10 protein-coding genes and 1 pseudogene are annotated in these 18,532 nt (G+C 57.7%); 7 read left to right on the forward strand and 4 right to left on the reverse strand.

Annotated features, from left to right (window positions below; translation table 11 throughout):
• Positions 1-317: 317 nt before the first annotated feature.
• The 3 genes from glmS (at position 318) to WN72_RS08130 (ending at position 5,926) form a co-directional block, all read left to right on the forward strand.
• A complete protein-coding gene (gene glmS / locus WN72_RS08120) occupies positions 318-2,144 on the forward strand; it encodes a glutamine--fructose-6-phosphate transaminase (isomerizing) (protein ID WP_092218678.1) in 1,827 nt (608 codons plus the stop codon).
• A 1,103-nt stretch (positions 2,145-3,247) separates the two neighbouring features.
• Positions 3,248-5,212 carry a glycoside hydrolase family 127 protein gene (locus tag WN72_RS08125; RefSeq protein WP_092218676.1) on the forward strand — a complete coding sequence of 655 codons (1,965 nt, stop codon included), beginning with the start codon at positions 3,248-3,250 and terminating at the stop codon, positions 5,210-5,212.
• A 375-nt stretch (positions 5,213-5,587) separates the two neighbouring features.
• A complete protein-coding gene (locus tag WN72_RS08130) occupies positions 5,588-5,926 on the forward strand; it encodes a hypothetical protein (RefSeq protein ID WP_194482992.1) in 339 nt (112 codons plus the stop codon).
• Between the two features lie 912 nt (positions 5,927-6,838).
• On the opposite strand, the gene WN72_RS08135 is transcribed toward WN72_RS08130, so the two are convergent.
• From WN72_RS08135 to dctA, 4 genes are all read right to left on the reverse strand, one after another.
• Positions 6,839-7,216 (reverse strand): response regulator transcription factor, encoded by a 378-nt coding sequence (locus WN72_RS08135; RefSeq protein ID WP_027565169.1) that lies wholly within the window; start codon positions 7,214-7,216, stop codon positions 6,839-6,841.
• Between the two features lie 85 nt (positions 7,217-7,301).
• Positions 7,302-7,985: a response regulator transcription factor gene (locus WN72_RS08140; protein WP_194482993.1), complete on the reverse strand. Its 684-nt coding sequence runs from the start codon at positions 7,983-7,985 to the stop codon at positions 7,302-7,304.
• The gene (locus tag WN72_RS08145) at positions 7,982-10,657 is read right to left on the reverse strand and encodes a PAS domain S-box protein (protein WP_194482994.1); all 2,676 of its coding nucleotides are present in this window, start codon (positions 10,655-10,657) and stop codon (positions 7,982-7,984) included. The genes WN72_RS08140 and WN72_RS08145 overlap by 4 nt, the downstream gene beginning before the upstream one ends.
• Positions 10,658-11,732: 1,075 nt before the next feature.
• Positions 11,733-13,043 (reverse strand): C4-dicarboxylate transporter DctA, encoded by a 1,311-nt coding sequence (gene dctA / locus WN72_RS08150; protein WP_092216227.1) that lies wholly within the window; start codon positions 13,041-13,043, stop codon positions 11,733-11,735.
• 355 nt (positions 13,044-13,398) lie between these two features.
• Between dctA and WN72_RS08155 the strand changes: the two genes are divergently transcribed.
• From WN72_RS08155 to WN72_RS08170, 4 genes and pseudogenes are all read left to right on the forward strand, one after another.
• A complete protein-coding gene (locus WN72_RS08155) occupies positions 13,399-13,596 on the forward strand; it encodes a hypothetical protein (protein WP_143130600.1) in 198 nt (65 codons plus the stop codon).
• Positions 13,597-14,209: 613 nt separating this feature from the next.
• Positions 14,210-14,900 (forward strand): annotated as a pseudogene (locus WN72_RS08160) (molybdate ABC transporter permease subunit).
• 977 nt (positions 14,901-15,877) lie between these two features.
• A complete protein-coding gene (locus tag WN72_RS08165) occupies positions 15,878-17,071 on the forward strand; it encodes a DUF418 domain-containing protein (protein ID WP_244553745.1) in 1,194 nt (397 codons plus the stop codon).
• Between the two features lie 347 nt (positions 17,072-17,418).
• Complete coding sequence (locus WN72_RS08170; RefSeq protein ID WP_092216230.1) at positions 17,419-18,519, forward strand: hydrogenase small subunit; 1,101 nt, start codon at positions 17,419-17,421, stop codon at positions 18,517-18,519.
• Positions 18,520-18,532 lie beyond the last annotated feature (13 nt).

Below are 18,532 nucleotides of genomic sequence, written 5' to 3' on the forward strand. Positions count from 1 at the left end.
CCAATACTTTAACCTGGCCGAGCGTAAGTTGCCTCGGTTCAAGTATGATAAGTCTCCTAAACCCGCGCTGGAAAAACGTATCCAGTAACGCGGAACAATTCAAGCTAGAGCTGCTGCGCCGTTTGTACTCGATCGCCAGTTACAAGTGGAATGTAGCCGCGCGAAGCGATGATGGCTGAAAGAGATCTAACTCACGCTTGTGAATGCGGCGGCGGTACAGGCGGTCGCGAAAACCGAACTCGACACCTGTTACCATCGGGTAAGCGAATTTCATGACCGGGTTCCTGACTCCTTAAACTTGGGCTGCATTGATCGATATGTGTGGAATTGTTGGTATTTTGGGGCGTGGTCCGGTCGTTGGGCAGTTGCTGGCCTCGCTCAAGAGATTGGAATATCGGGGCTACGACTCCGCAGGCCTCGCGACTCTCGAAGGTCTCAATATCGAGCGCCGCCGCGCTGAAGGTAAGCTGAGAAACCTTGAGGAGCGGCTGCGCTATTATCCGCCGTCGGGTCACACGGGAATCGGTCATACCCGCTGGGCGACCCATGGAAAGCCGACCGAGAGCAATGCTCACCCGCATGCGACGGAAAATGTCGCGGTCGTTCATAACGGGATCATTGAGAATTTCCGCGAGTTGCGAGCCGAACTGGAGCGGAATGGAGCCCATTTTAATTCAGAGACAGACACAGAGGTGGTGGCGCATCTCGTCGAATCTTATCTCAAGAAGAGTTACTCGCCGCAGGATGCGGTACAAGCGTCGCTGCCCCGGCTGCGTGGTGCCTTCGCGCTGGCGTTCCTGTTCAAGGCCCACGACGATCTTTTGATCTGCGCGCGTAGGGGGTCGCCCCTTGCGATCGGGCATGGTAACGGCGAAATGTATCTAGGATCGGATGCGATCGCGCTCGCGCCTTTGACCGACACCATCACCTATCTTGAAGACGGCGACTGGGCCGTGCTTACGCGCACGACGTACGTGATCTATAGCGTAGACGGATCTGTCGTCGAGCGGGAAACATCAAAGTCTGGCGTATCGTCCCTCCTTGTGGACAAAGCGAATTATCGCCACTTTATGGCCAAGGAAATTCACGAACAGCCGACAGTGGCCGGCAAGACATTGGCGCATTATCTCGACACGGCGGCCGAGCGCGTCGCCCTGCCGCTCACATTGCCATTCGACTTTAAATCCATTCAGCGCGTCTCAATTACGGCGTGCGGCACTGCAAGCTATGCCGGGCACATCGCCAAATACTGGTTCGAGCGGCTGGCGCGCTTGCCTGTCGAGATCGATGTAGCGTCCGAGTTCCGCTACAGGGAGGCGCCATTGCGCCGGGGCGATCTCGCGATCGTCATCTCGCAGTCGGGCGAAACCGCTGACACGTTAGCTGCGTTGCGATACGCCAAGGACCAGGGCGTGCACACGATATCTGTGGTCAATGTCCCGACGTCGACGATTGCGCGGGAGAGCGAATCCGTTCTGCCGACGCTGGCGGGGCCAGAAATCGGCGTCGCCTCCACCAAGGCATTCATCTGCCAGCTGATGGTATTGGCCGCGCTTGCCGTCGCAGCAGGCAAAGAGCGCGATAAACTGTCTGAGATCGAGGAAACGAAGCTTGTGCGTGCGCTTATCGAAGTGCCGCGGTTGATTGCTACGGCATTGTTGATTGAGCCGCAGATCGAGAAGCTCGCGCGTTATATCGCCGACACAAGGGACGTGCTCTATCTAGGTCGTGGCACATCGGCCCCCCTGGCACTGGAGGGCGCACTCAAGCTGAAGGAAATTGCCTATATCCACTCAGAAGGTTATGCCGCCGGCGAGCTCAAGCACGGACCGATCGCGCTGATAGATGAGGCAGTGCCTGTGGTGGTGATCGCGCCTTATGACGAGGTCTTCGAGAAGACCGTCTCGAATATGCAAGAAGTTGCGGCTCGGGGCGGCAAGATCATCCTGATGACCGATTCGAAGGGTGCTTTGGAAGCAACGGTGGACACACTCATGACCATTGTGCTGCCGGAGATGGTCGCAGGCTTTACGCCAATGGTCTATGCCATTCCGGTTCAGCTCTTGGCTTACCATACCGCGCTCGTAAGGGGCGCGGACGTGGACCAGCCGCGTAATCTAGCAAAATCGGTTACTGTGGAATGAGGCGGCAGTGTCATATTTGAGCGGCGAGGCCACTAATGGAGTGGGCGAGCTCAAGGAGAACGATCCCATTATCAACAGCTAAATCGTAGACCGATCCAGCTCGATGAGCAGAGTCAGTCCTGCTTCCGTCATCATCGTTAACCGGCCAACGCCAATGGCGTGGACGTTACCATGCTGTCGTTCGAGCGGAACGGTCGATAACAAGTGGGAATTACGCACAATTGGGAGATCCAAGTCGGCTCTCGGTTATCCAGCCTGCTATCTGCTTTGCAGGGCCAAATCAGCCTGAAGCTCGGTGCACAAAAGTGACTCTCTAACTCATCCTCCCACCTTGCCGAAGCCGACGAGCAAGTCGGTGCACACGACAGCTTCGAGCCGCTCCGTCGCGGATTGTTCACTGGCGGCGCATACGCGCAACAACCTACTTTTCCCGATTGCCATCCGCCCACATGTCGGGCACGTCGAGCATGCACTTCGACTCCCTGCGACGATTGCTTAGGATTAGCAGTCCAGTTTGTCGCTTCGGCGCCTAGCAGCGGCTCACGCAATCCTGTTGGACCATACGCGTCACTGCGGCCCTCCCAGCTGCTACGTGTCATCAAATGGATTGTTAGAAACCGAACATTCTCGCGCTAGGTCGAGGGCCTATAATCAAGTGCAGGGGGCGTCGCACCGGAAAGACGCGGTGCTCCCGGCTTTAGCGGCAGGAGAGTACTACTATTCTATCCAGCGACGGCCGACCCGCTCATATAGCAGGATCAACCAGCCTTGCAGCGACGCGGGATTTAGCACGACTGGCAAATCCGGTTGGTGGGCAGCAATCGCATTGGGCTCCTACGGGGAGCCGCAGATCTGGTTGACCAGAAGAACCGCTCCTTATTCCGGGCACGGGATTTGCTGTCCCGCTCCTCGACGGACTGCTCTCAACGCATGTCTGGGAGGGCGGCGCCTTAGGGCAGCTCTCCATTTGATCGTTTGAAGCCTCGCCCCGAGAGTACGAGTGTGTAGCCGAAAATCTCCGGGCGACAAGCTCAACAACGCAATCGTGGTGAGATGGCTTGCCGAGCTAGGTCTCCGCTCGCCACACTTCAAGGAGGAACGCGATGAATGAACGAAATGTGGGCGAAGTCGATCTTCACAACCTACAGGTCTCGGATCCACTGATTGGGCAATGCCAGCAGCTGGTCAGGGAAGTGGCAATTCCCTACCAATGGGAGGTGCTAAACGATCGCAATCCCGAGGTGATACCGAGTCACGCGGTAGAGAACTTCCGCCTTGCTGCCGGGCGTGCGAGCGGCGAGTTTCATGGCACGGTTTTTCAGGACAGTGACGTCGCAAAATGGCTTGAGGCGGCTGCATGGTCGCTATGCCAGGCACCAAATCCAGAGCTGGAGAAAGCCGTCGACGAGCTGGTTGAATTGATTGCGGCTGCCCAAAGCGGCGACGGTTACCTCAACACTTATTTCATACTGAACGCGCCTCAGGAGCGCTGGACCAACTTAACGGAGTGCCATGAGCTTTATTGTGCTGGCCACTTGATTGAAGCGGGTGTCGCATTCTTTCAGGGGACTGGCAAACGGCGGTTGCTGGAGGTCGTTTGCAGGCTTGCTGACCACCTCTGCACAGTTTTCGGCCCAGAGTGCGATCAGTTGCACGGCTATGATGGCCATCCGGAAATCGAACTTGCGTTGGTACGCCTCTACGAAGCGACAAAAGAGCAGCGATATCTCACGCTGGCTAATTATTTCGTAGAGCAACGCGGCACGGAGCCACACTTCTACGACATTGAGTACGAGAAGCGCCAGCAATCCTGCGTGGCCAAATCCGATGCCGCGCCTTGGATGGTAAAAAACAAAGCGTATAGCCAAGCGCACTTGCCGCTTTCGGAGCAGCGGACCGCAACCGGTCATGCGGTTCGTTTTGTATACCTCATGACGGCAGTAGCTCATCTCGCGCGTCTGCGCCAGAACGAGCAGCAGCGCCAAACTTGCCTGCGGCTATGGCAAAACATGGTTCAGCGCCAGATCTATATTACCGGCGCCATCGGCTCGCAAGGCGCCGGCGAAGCGTTCAGCACCGATTACGATTTGCCAAATGATACGGCGTACGCGGAAAGTTGCGCGTCGATTGGCCTGATGATGTTCGCGCGCCGCATGTTGGAGATGGAACTGGACGGCCGCTATGCCGACGTGATGGAGCGCGCGCTCTACAATACCGTTCTCGGCAGCATCGCGTTCGACGGGCGTCACTATTTCTATGTTAACCCGCTCGAAGTGCATCCCAAAACGCTGAGGTCTAATGGCATCTACAATCACGTCTCGCCGGTTCGACGACGATGGTTTGGCTGCGCGTGCTGCCCACCGAACATCGCGCGCCTTTTCACATCGATTGGTCACTACATCTACACGCCCAGCACCGACGCGCTCTATGTAAATCTCTACGTTGGTACTAGGGTGGCAATATCCGTCGACGGACATGCGCTGCGGTTGCTCATAAGCGGCAGCTATCCCTGGAGAGACCAGGTGGAAATCGCCGTCGAATCTGCGCCGCCAATTGCCCACACGCTCGCCCTGCGCCTGCCGGAATGGTGCAGCGCGCCGCAGGCGAGCGTGAACGGCGAGCCCGTGAATTGCGAGCCGCGCAAGGGCTATTTGCACATTCGCCGAACGTGGCGGCAGGGAGATCGCGTCAAACTATCGCTGCCAATGCAAGTGCGTCGCGTATACGGCCATCCACAACTTCGCAATTTGGCCGGCAAGGTGGCCATCCAGCGTGGGCCCTTAATTTATTGTCTGGAGGAGGCCGACAACGGGACCGAGTTACACAACCTTTGGCTTAATGCAGACAGTCGGTTCTCACTTATCGAAGGAACTGGTCTCTTTAGTGGCAAGATCTTGCTGCAGGCCGACGGGACGCGGTTGCAACACACGCATTATGAAGAAGCGGCGCTTTATCACTACGACAAAGTGCCTGGACAGCTAGAACCGCAGCAGCTGACATTCATTCCGTTGTTCAGCTGGGCTAACCGCGGCGAAGGCGAAATGCGGATTTGGGTAAATGAGCGTTGACGCCGAACGCCCGGTCGCGCTTCTACGAGCCGACGTTAGGCTACGTTTCTGGGCAGGCGATATCGTTGCTCAAATTCTGGAAATGGGCCAATCCGTTGAAGGCGGTCCGCGAGTTCCACTGGAACGTCGAAAAGAAAACCCGGATATGAGACGGCGATCAACCAAATTCCTAATAAAGGAGCTTCCTCGGAGCTGTTCGCGACCTCTCATCAAAACCTGGCGAATGCCAACGGCACGAGCGTGTGTCCCCGTGTCGTTCAGAAAGAAGTCCTACGACAAGCCAACGTGAGGGCGGCCACGTCAAGTTTTGCTAAGCCAGGCTCCCTATCAGCCCAAGAAGCCAAAACTAGATGCCACCACGGGACTACCTCTACTGTGGATTTTCGAGTCGTTCATCCGCTTGTCGAGAACGCTGGCGATATCCTGCTCGAGCACCAGCTTCGAATGGACGGCGAACAGCCGCTGCTCAATCCGCGTCCGGCTAATCCGGAAGCAAGAGCCAGTGCGGCAAAGATGGGATGCATCGAGGTTGACGCCGACAACATGGTTCTCGACCCGGAGAAGTCAGACAAGTGGGTAAGGAAAAGCGACGGCAAATGGCAGCGAAAAGGCGCTCCTGCGCGGTATCGTTCCAAAGCTGACGACAGTGAAGGTAGTGATACCGAGATCCCAGCGAGCCGCTCAGCATACGATTATGAGGATGATTTTATGTGACCATGGGATCACCGGAGATTGGGCCCGATGGAGTAGACTAATCTAGCCTGCTCCGGGCTCCTCTGTGCTTATCGCCTTTTCGGCTGAGAGTTCCTCTGAGTTGGCTCAGAAGACTGCCCCCAGAGTGCTCCTTGGCCCGGCGGTTGCTGAGTTGTTTGAGCGTTGGAAGTAGGGGGCTGACTGCGCAAGGCAGTACGGCAATGCTCGCTGCGCCGAGGACCTGCATGGGGTGCCGCCAAAGTGCGCCCGGCCCCCCCAGGGGCCTGGCGTGTTGCGCCGAGCACCTTGGGCGGCTTGGAGGCAGAAGCCCCCTACAGAGGACGGCCTACGAAGTAGTAAGCGCGTCGCGCCTGCCGTGAGTCGGTCGGCAAGGAAATGCACAGCGAAGCGGCGTTTATGGGCAAGACGGCCGGCATACGTCAACGGACATAACGAAGCCGTGAGCGCGCATCGTGCAGAGCTCTTTCACCAGAAAAGGCTCAACACAACACGCGAGGCGGTTGTCCTGGCGAAGCACCGTTATCATCGTCACTGCAGTCGGGCTGCGAACAGCCAATCTCTTGCTTTACCGAGCGCTCTTGCGCCAGCTCCACTCTGCGGTGAAGTATATAGCCTCGATCCAGACGCGTTAAGAAGTGCTTAAGTCGCCGACTGCGTGAGCGTTAAGTTGAACGTTGACCTACAGAATGAGCCGAGCTCACGTGCCCTTCCGGTCCTCGCGGCGATAAGATTGTTCTGCGCCAAACTAGCCGCCCGGCGATAGTTGGTAAAGCGTGGACAGGACAACAATTCGTCCTCTCGTTCGCTTTTTAGAGCAACTAGCGTGTTTGACTCCGAAGAGGTTGATCGGTGGCGAGATCGACGCGTGGAGCGTTTAGATCGCACAGCAATTCAAGCCGCATGTTGATTGCATCAGATGCCGCCTCGGCCGTTCAGCGCGGTGTCGAGGCACTCGATTAACGTTTGTCCGGCAAAGGGTTTGGCGAGGAAGCCAATCGCTCCGGCACCCAGCGCTGACGCGCGCACGCGGTCGTTGGGGAAAGCGGTAATGAAAATGAATGGTGCGTCGTAACCCCGTGTCCGCATCTCTGCCATCAGCTCCAGGCCGCTCATAGGCGACATCTGCATATCGGTAATGACACAGGATGTCTCGCCCAATTGCGGGGACCTCAGGAGTTCCTCGGCCGACGCAAATATTTGGGCGATGTAGCCACGCGATTTCAAAAGATTCTCTGTCGCCGCACGGACTGAGGCGTCGTCGTCAACGACGGAAATCAAAGGCGTGGACAAGACGAGCCCTCCTGAAGCGGGAATAGCGGCTGCAAGCATTAGCCACCTTGCGCGAAAAGTGGGCTCGACTGATGAACTTGTAAAATCATACTTGCGTTTGTTCAGGACGATTAGTGCGAACTCCCAGCGTCTCAGTCATTCTGATCAAGTCGGCCAGCGAGCGTGCACGCATCTTTTTCATTGCGTGTCCCCGGTAGATCTTGACCGTAATCTCGGCGAGCCCAAGCTCGGCGGCGACCTGCTTGTTCATCAGGCCGGCAGCGACCAGTTTCATCACCGCCTGCTCGCGCGGGCTTAAGGTCTCAAATAAAGACTGCAGGTTCGCGACCGTCTGCTGAGCCTCCCGCCTTTTGCGATCGCGTTCGGTCGCCGCAACCACGGCATCAAGCAGTTCCTGATCGCGAAACGGTTTGCTGAGAAAATCGACCGCTCCTTCCTTCATGGCCCTGACAGTCATTGGAATGTCGCCATGGCCGGTAATGAAAATGATCGGAATATGTATGTTCAACCTCGCGAGCTCGGTCTGGAAGTCAAGGCCGCTCAAGCCTGGCAGCCGGACATCAAGAACTAGGCAGCTAATAATGTCCGGGATTGGGCTCTGCAGCATTTCGCGCGCCGATCCGAATGCAATGACGCCTAACCCTACCGATTGAAAAAGGTTCGTAAGCGAGCGACGCATGGAGATGTCATCCTCCACGACGAAGACGGTCGCCTTTGTCGAGGCCTCGGCATTGCTGCCTTCATCTGGCGCGCCAAATCGTGCAGTCACGAGACGGCCTCCTTATACAGCGGTAAGGCGAACTGGAACGTCGCACCCGGTCCATTTTTGTGGACCATCGACAGTCGTCCTCCATGAGCTTCCACAATCGACCGGCAGATTGAAAGACCCATTCCAAGGCCAGTCGATTTGGTGGTGAAGAAGGGATCCAAGACGCGGTCCGCGTCGTTCTCGGCGATGCCGACGCCACAATCGGTCACGGCAAGGTGGACGTGCCCCACATCGTCCTTCGATGATTGAACCAGCAGTTCGCGTGTCCTCTCTGTAACTGCATCCATGGCTTCGATTCCGTTCATCACGAGATTGATGATCACCTGTTGTAGCTGAATCCGATCGCCGAGGATCCTAGGCAGCCCTGCCGTCAACTCGGTTCGTAACGTCACTCGGTGGCTCACCAGCTCTCGTGTTACCAGCGCAATGACGTCCTTAACGACCTCATTGATATCGAGCGGCGCCATCTCAATCTCGCCCTTCTTTGCGAGCGCGCGAATACGACGGATCACCTCGCTTGCCCGGATTGCGTCTTCGATGATCCACTCCACCGAAGAGCGGGCGGCGGAAAGATTAGGCGCTTCCCGGCCCATCCAACCGAGGCACGCATCGGCGTTGCTGATAATAGCGGCGAGTGGCTGGTTTATTTCGTGGGCGATGGAGGTTGTCAGCTCTCCTAATGTCGTTACACGCGTCACATGCGCAAGCTCCGACTGTGCCCTTCGTAGTTCTTGTTCGGCTTGATCGGCGCGAATGGTAGCGGTGATGTCAGTGCTGACGCCACGGTAGCCGAGAAAATTGCCCTTTCCATCGAAAAAAGGCTTGCCGCTCGTGCGGACGTAGATCGGAGAACCTGCCCGATTCACGGTGCGGTAGACGAGATCCCGAAACGGAAGATGGGCCTCCAATGTCGCCCGATGCTGCCGCCACTTCTCGGGTTCCTCTTCGAGGTCGCACGCAATGTCCCAGCGAAGCAGGCCGATCAATCCTGTCGCCAAAATTCCCGCAGCACTGGTGTGCTCGGATAAGTGAGTGACCTGATGATCCGGCCCGGTCTCCCAGAGCCAGTCGGAAGCTGTTTCGGCGTAGTCGCGAAAGCGCTGTTCACTTTCGCGCAGCGCGACAAGTGTGTTTTCCAGGCGTTCCCTAGCTGCGTGTTGCTCGGTCACATCCATATGTGTTCCGATCAGCTCGCTGACGTTGCCATCGCTGCCGACCACCACGTGCGCAACGGAGTGTATGCGTCTTATCCCGCCATCCGGTAGAAGGATACGAAAATCATATTCGAACCGCCGCTCCTTGTGTTCAATCGCCTGGCGCTGCACCTCCTGTAGCCGCGGCAAGTCGTCCGGATGGATGCGCGATCGAATGGTCTCGATCGATATCGGCTCTTGTGGGCTAAAGCCGAACAGACGATCGACCTCGGCGGACCGATATATGAAATCTAGACGGTAGACGTCCCAGGACCAGCTGCCCGTGTGACTGAGATGCTGAGCCTCGGCCAGATAGGCCTCGCTGCGGCGCAGCTGCTGTTCTGCTCGCCTCGCCGCCGTGATATCCGTAGCTGCCCCAACAAACTCGATGTCACCAGAGGCTGTTCTCGTCGCTCGCGCCTGCGCATGGATGTGCTTTACCGAGCCGTCCGGTAGCAGGAGCCGGTATTCGTGCTCGAAATCGCTCGGGTCTCGCATCGCGCGATCGATAAGTTCTTTAACTGAAGCCCTATCATCTGGATGAGTGCGCTCAACGACGAGCTGCGGCCCCGGCGGCACTGTGTCAGGATCTAATTGGAAAATGCGAAATGTTTCCTTTGACCAGAAGGCCTCGCCCGTAGTGGGGTTCCAGCTGAAGCTGCCTGTGTGACTCAATTCCTGCGCCTGGGCTAAATGTGCTTCGCTCCGCTGCAGGGCAAGTTCGGTCCGCCTTCGCTCCGTGATATCTTCGCAGGCGATAAGGACAATGGGCTGCTCATCGCCCCAAAGCATGGCTTTGGCGTTTTCACGTACCCACAACACCGAGCCGTCCTTCCTGACTTTCCGGACGTCCCAAGTGCGCGTTTGTCCGACATCCTCAAGGCACGTCCGAACGCATTCGCGAACGAAAGCGCGATCCTCCTCGAGAAATACGTCCAGCACTGATCGAGCGATCAGTTCAGCACGAGCATAGCCGAGTTGTGTCGCGCCGAGTGAATTGACGTTGAGGATAGTGCCGGCTTCATCGACCATGAAGTACATGGTGGGATTGTGCTCGAAGATGGCGCGCCACCGCTTTTCGCGATCCTCCAAATCGGCCGCACTCCGCTGAAGCTTGGCCGCAACGACACGCGCAGCCTCTCTTTCCTGGCGGAGCTTTCCGATCAGGTGCGCTCCCACAATCGAGGCGATAAAGAATGCAACAACCACCGGCAGATCTTGGGGGTCATCGATACGCAGGCTGAACGCCGGCGGCGCAAAGTAGTAAGCGAGAGCAGCGATGGCTATGATGCAAAGCGCGGACGACGCAATGAAGCTTCCCATCAACGAAAACAGCAAGACCACTAACAAATAGGCGAACGCCGTCGCGGCGAAATGGGCGTGAAGGTACAAGCAAGCCAGAGTTACCACGGCCAGCGCTATGCTGCCGAACGTAAGCTGAGGGGCTGAACGTTCTAAACTGCTGATCGGGCTACGCATTCTGATACCGTCCGGCCTCTTTTCTCCGGCGGGGGAGCTATAACATTTTAGGCAAAAATAGGGCAATACTCAGCACCAGCACCCGCTGGTGAGCGGTTCCGCTCGATTGCTTGGTGGTGAACTGAGCACGCGCAGAGAAAAATTGCATTACAGACGTACGTATAGTCGTCCTAAACCTTTCAATATGGCGCGGTGACACGCCTGCAATCGATGCTCAGGTGCCTGCTTTCCTCCGTTGCCGATAACTCCGGGCAGGCGCTCGAGGCTGCAGCCGGGATAACCAGCCGCAGGAGGACAGCGGCTGCAGTTCAGTCAAGACGTTGAGCCGGAACAATCAGGGGCGCCTGGCCGAACCGGAAAGAACAAAGACAAGCTGCCGAACCACTCATCTCGCCGGTACGATCGGTCATGCGGAAGAAAACGCAATGGTCATGTGCGGAGATACGAAGGCGAAGTTACGCGACTGCTTTGTATGTCCTGCGGCCTCACGCCTCGGTGCGGAGGACTTGCCTCCGGGGCGTTGGCCGGAACCGAGCGCGCGCGCAGCGACGCCGAACCGGCCTAGCCGTCTGCGACCCGCGACAGCTCTGTCAAGGTGCCATCTAATCCGTGCTGATCACACACCATCTGATCTAATGCGACAGCGCGGACCTTAACAAGGGAGTGAGTCGCGTCGCAGGATCGCTACCCACGTCGTTGGCCGGACGAGGCAAGCGCAGTGACCGCACACATGCGATTGTGCGCGGAGCAAGAACTAGCTTGTCAGGCCGACCCGTTCTGTCGCAGTCCTGATATCGGGCGCGGCAAATGTCGCAGAAGCGTTCAGATGGCTGGAAGCTTACGGTGAAAGACGCGCTTGAAAATGACTGGTAAAAAAGCCCGACTCTTTTGCTCGACGGGAATCTTTTCAGGGCGGCTGGCCCCGGGCGAGGTGGGGCAAGGGCTGCGCACTGGCGATCGCCCGTGAAAGTTCCGGCTCGTCAAGTCGGCTGTCTCGATTCAAACTACGAGAAATGTCGCTGCGCTTGCATTCAACCCGTCTTTGAATGGCGGCGGTCAGGATCCGGGACCTATCTCATCGTGTGTCGATAGTGGTGGAAACGTTGGGCTGGTTGAGCCGAGCTTGCAGCGTCGTGTGCTCGAGCTCGTCCTCCCACCAGGATACGAACACGGCGGCGACGCCATTGCCGGTGATGTTAGTAAGGGCGCGCACCTCGCTCATGAACTTGTCGATCGAAAATACGATTGCCATGCCCGGCACCAGCGCTGGGCTGACCACCGACAACGTCGCAGCGAGCGTGATGAAGCCCGCGCCGGTGACGCCGCTTGCTCCCTTCGACGTTAGCATTGCCACGAGCAGGATCGTGAGCTGCTGGCCAAAGGTGAGATCGACCCCGAGTGCCTGGGCAATGAACAATGTCGCAAGTGTCATATAGATATTGGTGCCGTCGAGGTTGAAGGAGTAGCCAGTTGGCACCACCAGGCCGACCACGGGCTTGGAGCAGCCCAGCCGTTCGAGCTTCTCCATTAATTGCGGCAGCGCGCTTTCAGAGGACGATGTGCCGAGCACGATCAAAATCTCGTCCTTGATATAGAGAATGAACTTGAAGATTGAAAAGCCGACGAGGCGCGCGATCAAACCGAGCACCACCACGACAAACAACGCCGCCGTCGCGTAAAACAGCGCGATCAGACCGATCAAATTGCCGAGTGCTGCCGGCCCGAACTTGCCGATAGTGAAGGCCATGGCCGCGAAGGCGCCGATCGGAGCCGCTTTCATGATGATAGCGATCACGCCGAACACCGCGTGCGCGACGTCGTCAATCATGCCTCGCAGTCGCTCCCCGCGGGTTCCTAGCGCCATCAGTGCAAAGCCGAATAGGATCGCGAACAGGAGAACCTGCAGAACATCGCCGCGGGCGAAGGCGCCGACTACGGTATCCGGAATGATGTTGAGAAAGAAATCGACGGTCTTCGAGGCTTCCGCCTGCTTGACGTAATTGGCGACCGCCGCCGCGTCCGGCTTGACCGCAAGGCCATGACCGATTTGGACCAGATTGCCCATAAGCAGGCCCAATACCAAGGCAAAACTGGAGACGATTTCGAAATAGACCAGCGCCTTGACGCCGACGCGCCCGACTTTCTTCGCATCCTGAATATGCGCAATACCAGATGTGACGGTGCAGAAAATAATCGGCGCGATCACCATCTTGATGAGCTTGATAAATCCGTCACCGAGCGCCTTGACCCAGTCGTTGGTCGCGACAGAGGGCCATAGGCAACCGACCATGGCGCCAATCAAGATCGCGATCAACACCTGCACGTAGAGAATCTTATACCAAGCTTGCGACGCGCGTGCGGGCGCCGCAGTTGCCATGGTGGTCATGACGCTTCCTTCCCGAATATACTCGAATGCGAGCCGCCGCGTCATTGAGAGACGACAGCGTCATACGAGACTCATCATTTTAGCCGTGTCCGATTGAAGACGGTTCCGAGAGCCGGCGCGTCGTTCCAAAGGCAGGCGTTTAGTTGCGTTATCCCTTCTCGTTAAGCAAGATATGCACCAGTTGCTAAAAGTGCGCCCGATTAAGCAGTCTCGGACAAACCGTCTGTCTCCGGGCGGTATCGGTTTGGGTGCTCGGCCCGCGTTCGCAAGGTCGAAACAAAAAGTCGCAGCGAGACGCGCAACTTGATCGGCTGAGCGCATTAGCGGAGTCCCGTCTCGGGATAGAAGCCCGAGCGTGATCGATATGCGCCAACTGCTGATGGATGCAACAGTAGATGAGATCGGTGAAATTGATAGTTTGGATCGCACTCATCCACGAGATGGAAGCCTTTTAGGAGCTCGATTGCGTGACAATATCTTGAATCGATGCACTGCCTTGTCGCTAGCGGCAAAGCTCGTCGTGCACGGGGCATTTGTCTCCAGCCTGCGCTAACGATGCGCATTAGGCAGGTTGGTCGTGATTCCGCCTTCGCTCTCGGCCCGCGCCTTCTGCCGCGTCGCAGAAGCAGCGTTACGATGATTACTCAGCTAGATCGTTCGCGTTGCTGCCAAGGGGCAGGCCTCCTGGATCCGTTTTATTATCGGCCCAACGAGGACGGTGTTTGAGCTACCGACAAACTACCTAGGCATCTCTGGCCGCATCAAATTCTGCCGTTCCGTTGCTTGACCGTGCCTGTCTGCTCGGCAACAGAGATGCCAGAAATCTGACATAGCGTTAGTTCCGCGCCACGGCGACGTCGACGTCTATGCGAATTTCTCCCATGTCGCGCATAGCGCGCCGCGCCGTTTGCACGCGGCACAGGAATTGCTGATTTCAAACGAGGAGGTGCCGCCGTCACCTGGATGGAGGCGGCCCTGTTACAGGAGTTGTCGATGAGACCTGCGACGCTGCTCTTGCTCGTAGAAACGACGCGCGTAAATGTGGCGGCCGCCATGAAGCGCGGCGCGACTAAAAGGCGACCCGCGCCACATGCCTGGGCGAGCCGGACGTGCAGGCGATCACTGGAACCGTAAGACGACCTGCTTTCACTTTTGGGCTGACGCACATGGATGTCTTTTCGGCAGAGATTGCGCAATCTGTTGCGCTCACGATTGAGCTAGCCGCCGTAACGACCGTGATCCTCCTCGTGATTGGTGTGCCCCTCGCTTGGTGGCTAGCGCGCTCAAAGACTCTTTTGAGTGAGGCGGTGACGACGATGATTGCCCTGCCGCTGGTGCTACCGCCGACAGCTCTCGGCTTTTGCTTACTCGTGTTGCTCGGCCCAAACGGGCCGGGTGGCGTTCTCGCCACTTTGTGGGGCGAGCGCACGCTCGCTTTTACCTTCGCAGGAATTGTGATCGGATCGGTCCTCTCGGCGTTGCCGTTGGTGGTGCAGCCGATCCGTAACGCCTTTGTTGGGATAGGAGATCGCCGCTTGGAAACTACGGGGCGCGTTTCGTCGTTGTATGCCTTCATTACCATCAGGGGGGCCGCTGGCGCGATTGGAGGTTGTTAAAGCCGCCGTGGTTGGCTTTTCTCATACGATCGGCACATTCGGCGTCGTGATGATGATCGGCGGCAACATTCCTGGGCGCACCAAGGTTTTGTCAGCCTACGTCGTAGACTACGTCCAAGCATCGCGCTGGCGCGAGGCGAGTGTAGTTGCCGGCGGTATGGTGATGTTCGCCTTTGCGGCAATCTCCACCTTAGCCCTCATCGACCGACACTATGCCAGGAGAGGCACCGAACGGTCTTAGGTTAGCGGGTCGGACATATCCGATCACGACCGAGCAGCAGTATTGCAAGCCAGATCCATCAATCCTTGCGAGGCTACAATGAACAAGTTTGTTATGGCCGCGGCGGCTGCTGGAATCGGCTCAATTCAGTGCACTCCGCTCCTCGCACCGTACGGTTCGAGCGCCGATCGCTTAAGGTTGTCGGGTCCAGCAGTGGAGCTGAAGTCAAAGCAGGCTCTGTCCCTTGCGATGGCGATCCACGAGTTCGCGACGAACGCTGGTGAAGCATGGGGTCCTTTCCTGTGATGAAGGCTATGTTCTTATCGGTTGGGCTTTCGAGGGGGAGGAGTTCTGCTTCTCTTGGCGGGAAACCGGCGGCCCAACGACCAGGAGGGGTTTCGGCAGTCACATGATCGAGATACTTCTTGCGCATGACTTCGGAGGAATTACCAAGTTGGCCAACGAAAACATCTGGCCTGGAGGTTCATTTTACGACCTATGCCCGAAACTTGGGAGCTAAGCTGACAGAAGCAATCACCTGAAGCTACGGCTTTTTTTACCTGTCTCTTCGTTCAGCTCGACCTGACCGATCCGCTACATCAGGTGGCCTTGCCAAGAAGATAATTGAGCGCAGTGCCCCCTTAGTTGCTCGCCTCTCTCGGTCGCGCATGTCAGCTTGTGACGCGTGGCTGACCTTAACTCAGAGCGCGGCGATGTCCTCGTCCGAGAGATGACCCGACCAAGGGCATGCTGGCTGTCGAGGGGAGCCTTGAACCTCAACCGGACCTTGCCGGTCCCATCCGGACCACATCGGCTAGATCCGACAAAACCCCGAACTCACATCGAGCGCAATGTGAGACTTTGCCCAATTCTGGTAGTTTGACGCGGTACGAGGCGGCATTCTAAATCTCTCCATCGCAAATGGGGGGAATCCTGCAATGACCGGCGGAAGCATAGGCTCGCAACCTGCGCCGGCGAGTGACGCGTCAAGAAAGCCTATGAGCCCGTCGGAGCGGCTCGACGCGATTGACGTGCTGCGGGGCGTGGCCCTGTTCGAGGTGCTCGCGATGAACATCGTGACCATATTTCGGATCTCGATCTTCGCGCTGTTCTTACCGAACGTGGAGCGGGCGGGGCCGCTCGACCAGGTGGTGGCGGCTGTGCTGACGGTTATGGTCGAGTTGAAGGCGTTTTCGCTCCTCTCGCTGCTGTTCGGGGTTGGCCTTGCGATCCAATTCGAGCGGCTTGCCGGCAATGCACGGCGCATGATCTTGCTCGTGCGCAGGCTGCTGGTGTTGCTGGCTATTGGCCTGGTGCATCTCTATTTAATCTGGAACGGGGACATTCTCGTCGAATACGCGCTGGCGGGCTTCGTGGTGCTGCTCTTCCTCGGCGGCCCGCGGTGGCTTATGGCAGGTGCAGCCTTGCTGCTCCTGGGGCTCTACGTGACCATGCCGCTGTTATCGCCGATCGTGCCGCTGCCGGGTGCGGCCGAGATGGCCGCTCTTGCCGCGGAGGCGACGCGTGTGTACGGCACGGGCGGATTTTTCGATGTGCTCGCGTTTCGGATCCGCGAGGTGCCGGCTATTTTTCCGCTGCACGTCATGGTGTTTCCGCGCACTGTCGCGCTGTTCCTCATCGGCGCCCTTGCGTGGCGCAGCGGAGTTTTGCGTCGGGCTTCGGCGAACCGGCGCCTGCTGTTCGTCATCGCAACCTCCGCCATTCTTCTCGGCGGCGGATTGAGTCTCTCGGCAGCACGACAAGAGTTCTTCGATTGGCCGTCGCTCGGTCGCGCGCGCTTTCTGGTGGAAGAGCTGGGCGTTGTCGTAATGTCCCTGGGTTATGCCGCCGCAGTCATCGCCGCTGTGAACCTCCCGGGCGGGCGGAGAATGCTCGGCTGGGCCGCGCCGCTTGGCCGCATGGCGTTCACCAATTATCTGGCGCAATCTGTGATCTGCGGCTGGATCTTCTACGGCTATGGTCTAGGCCAATTTGGCCGCCTCGGCGTGACCGCGACACTGGCGATCGGCATTTTCGTGTATGTCACGCAGGTGGTGTTCAGCGCTTGGTGGCTGCGCCGCTATCGGTTCGGTCCGGTCGAGTGGCTCTGGCGCTCGTGCATGTATGGGGTACCGCAGCCGATCCGGGCAACGGTCAATTCAGCCATCATGCGCGCGACTATAGCAGTTTGATGCGGGCCCCGATACCCAAGCTGCGTTCTGCTTCAAGTGGAAGCCGCCAAGCGGGTACGGCTGATTTTGTGCCTTCAGCGACCTCCGGAGGTGTCAAAGCGAGCATGACGTAGTCGCCATGCAGTGATGAACTATATTGCTGCTCTGTAGAAGTGCTCACATGAACGTCCAAAACCGGACACCGTTTGCATGAAAGATCAATGGCGCAGCCTGTGGCTCGCTGCTTTCGACAGTCCGCAGTGCTGAAGCGGTGACTTGGTATCAGTCAAGTGTTTCGCTTCGCTGGCTTGTTTCTTGCTGAACGTCAGTAATTCGTTACGGCCGACGACACTCACACGGAAGGCTTTATGGGTGGTCCAACGGAAACGTTCTACAGCGTGATCAGACGCCAAGGTATGACGCGTCGTAGTTTTCACAAATTCTGCACTTTGACTGCCGCGAGCTTGGGACTTAGTCCGCTCGCCGCAAGCAGTTTTGCCAACGCCTTGGAGACCAAACCACGTGTGCCCGTCATCTGGCTGCACGGGCTCGAATGTACCTGCTGCTCGGAAAGCTTTATCCGCTCGGCCCATCCCTTGATCAAGGACGCGCTGCTCTCGATGATTTCGCTCGACTATGACGATACGATCATGGCGGCGGCGGGACACCAGGCCGAAGCCATCCTGGAGGAAACTCGTGCCAAGTACAAAGGCAGGTATGTGCTCGCCGTCGAAGGCAATCCACCGCTGAACGAGGGGGGCATGTTCTGCATTGACGGCGGCAAGCCGTTCGTTGAAAAGCTCAGGTGCATGGCGGAAGAGGCCATGGCGATCATCGCTTGGGGCACGTGTGCGTCATGGGGATGCGTGCACGCGGCCAAGCCCAATCCGACTGGCGCGGCGTCGATCGATAAGGTGATCACCAACAAGCCGATCATTAAGGTGCCCGGGTGCCCGCCTATCGCAGAGGTCATGAGTGGCCTCGTGACTTTCATCACCACGTTCGGAAAGCTTCCGGAGCTCGATCGCCGAGGGCGTCCAAGTATGTTCTATTCCGAGCGCATTCACGACAAGTGCTATCGGCGTTCCCATTTCGACGCTGGCCAATTCGTCGAAGAGTGGGACGATAAGTACGCGCGCAAGGGCTATTGCCTGTACAAGATGGGCTGCAAAGGGCCAACCACCTACAATGCCTGTTCGGCCATTCGGTGGAACGGCGGCGTCTCATTTCCGATTCAATCCGGGCACGGCTGCTTCGGCTGTTCCGAAGACGGCTTCTGGGATAATGGGTCTTTTTACGACCGTCTCACAACCATCAAGCAGTTCGGCATCGAGGAGAACGCCGACCAGATCGGCATGGCTGCTGCTGGCGTAGTTGGGCTAACGGTCGCTGCCCATGCGGCGGTCACCGCAGTGAAGCGGTTGACCCACAAGTCGGATCGCGCAGCCCCCAAAGGTAAACTGAGTTGAGGAGGGAGCGACG

It is taken from the genome of Bradyrhizobium arachidis (assembly GCF_015291705.1).
Lineage (GTDB): Bacteria > Pseudomonadota > Alphaproteobacteria > Rhizobiales > Xanthobacteraceae > Bradyrhizobium > Bradyrhizobium arachidis.

Excerpts from the sequence above, each read along its gene's own strand:
- WN72_RS08165 (WP_244553745.1), top strand. The coding sequence starts at position 15,878 with ATGAGCCCGTCGGAGCGGCTCGACGCGATTGACGTGCTGCGGGGCGTG.
- WN72_RS08125 (WP_092218676.1), top strand. The coding sequence starts at position 3,248 with ATGAATGAACGAAATGTGGGCGAAGTCGATCTTCACAACCTACAGGTC.
- WN72_RS08170 (WP_092216230.1), top strand. The coding sequence starts at position 17,419 with ATGGGTGGTCCAACGGAAACGTTCTACAGCGTGATCAGACGCCAAGGT.
- WN72_RS08145 (WP_194482994.1), bottom strand. The coding sequence starts at position 10,657 with ATGCGTAGCCCGATCAGCAGTTTAGAACGTTCAGCCCCTCAGCTTACG.
- dctA (WP_092216227.1), bottom strand. The coding sequence starts at position 13,043 with ATGACCACCATGGCAACTGCGGCGCCCGCACGCGCGTCGCAAGCTTGG.
- glmS (WP_092218678.1), top strand. The coding sequence starts at position 318 with ATGTGTGGAATTGTTGGTATTTTGGGGCGTGGTCCGGTCGTTGGGCAG.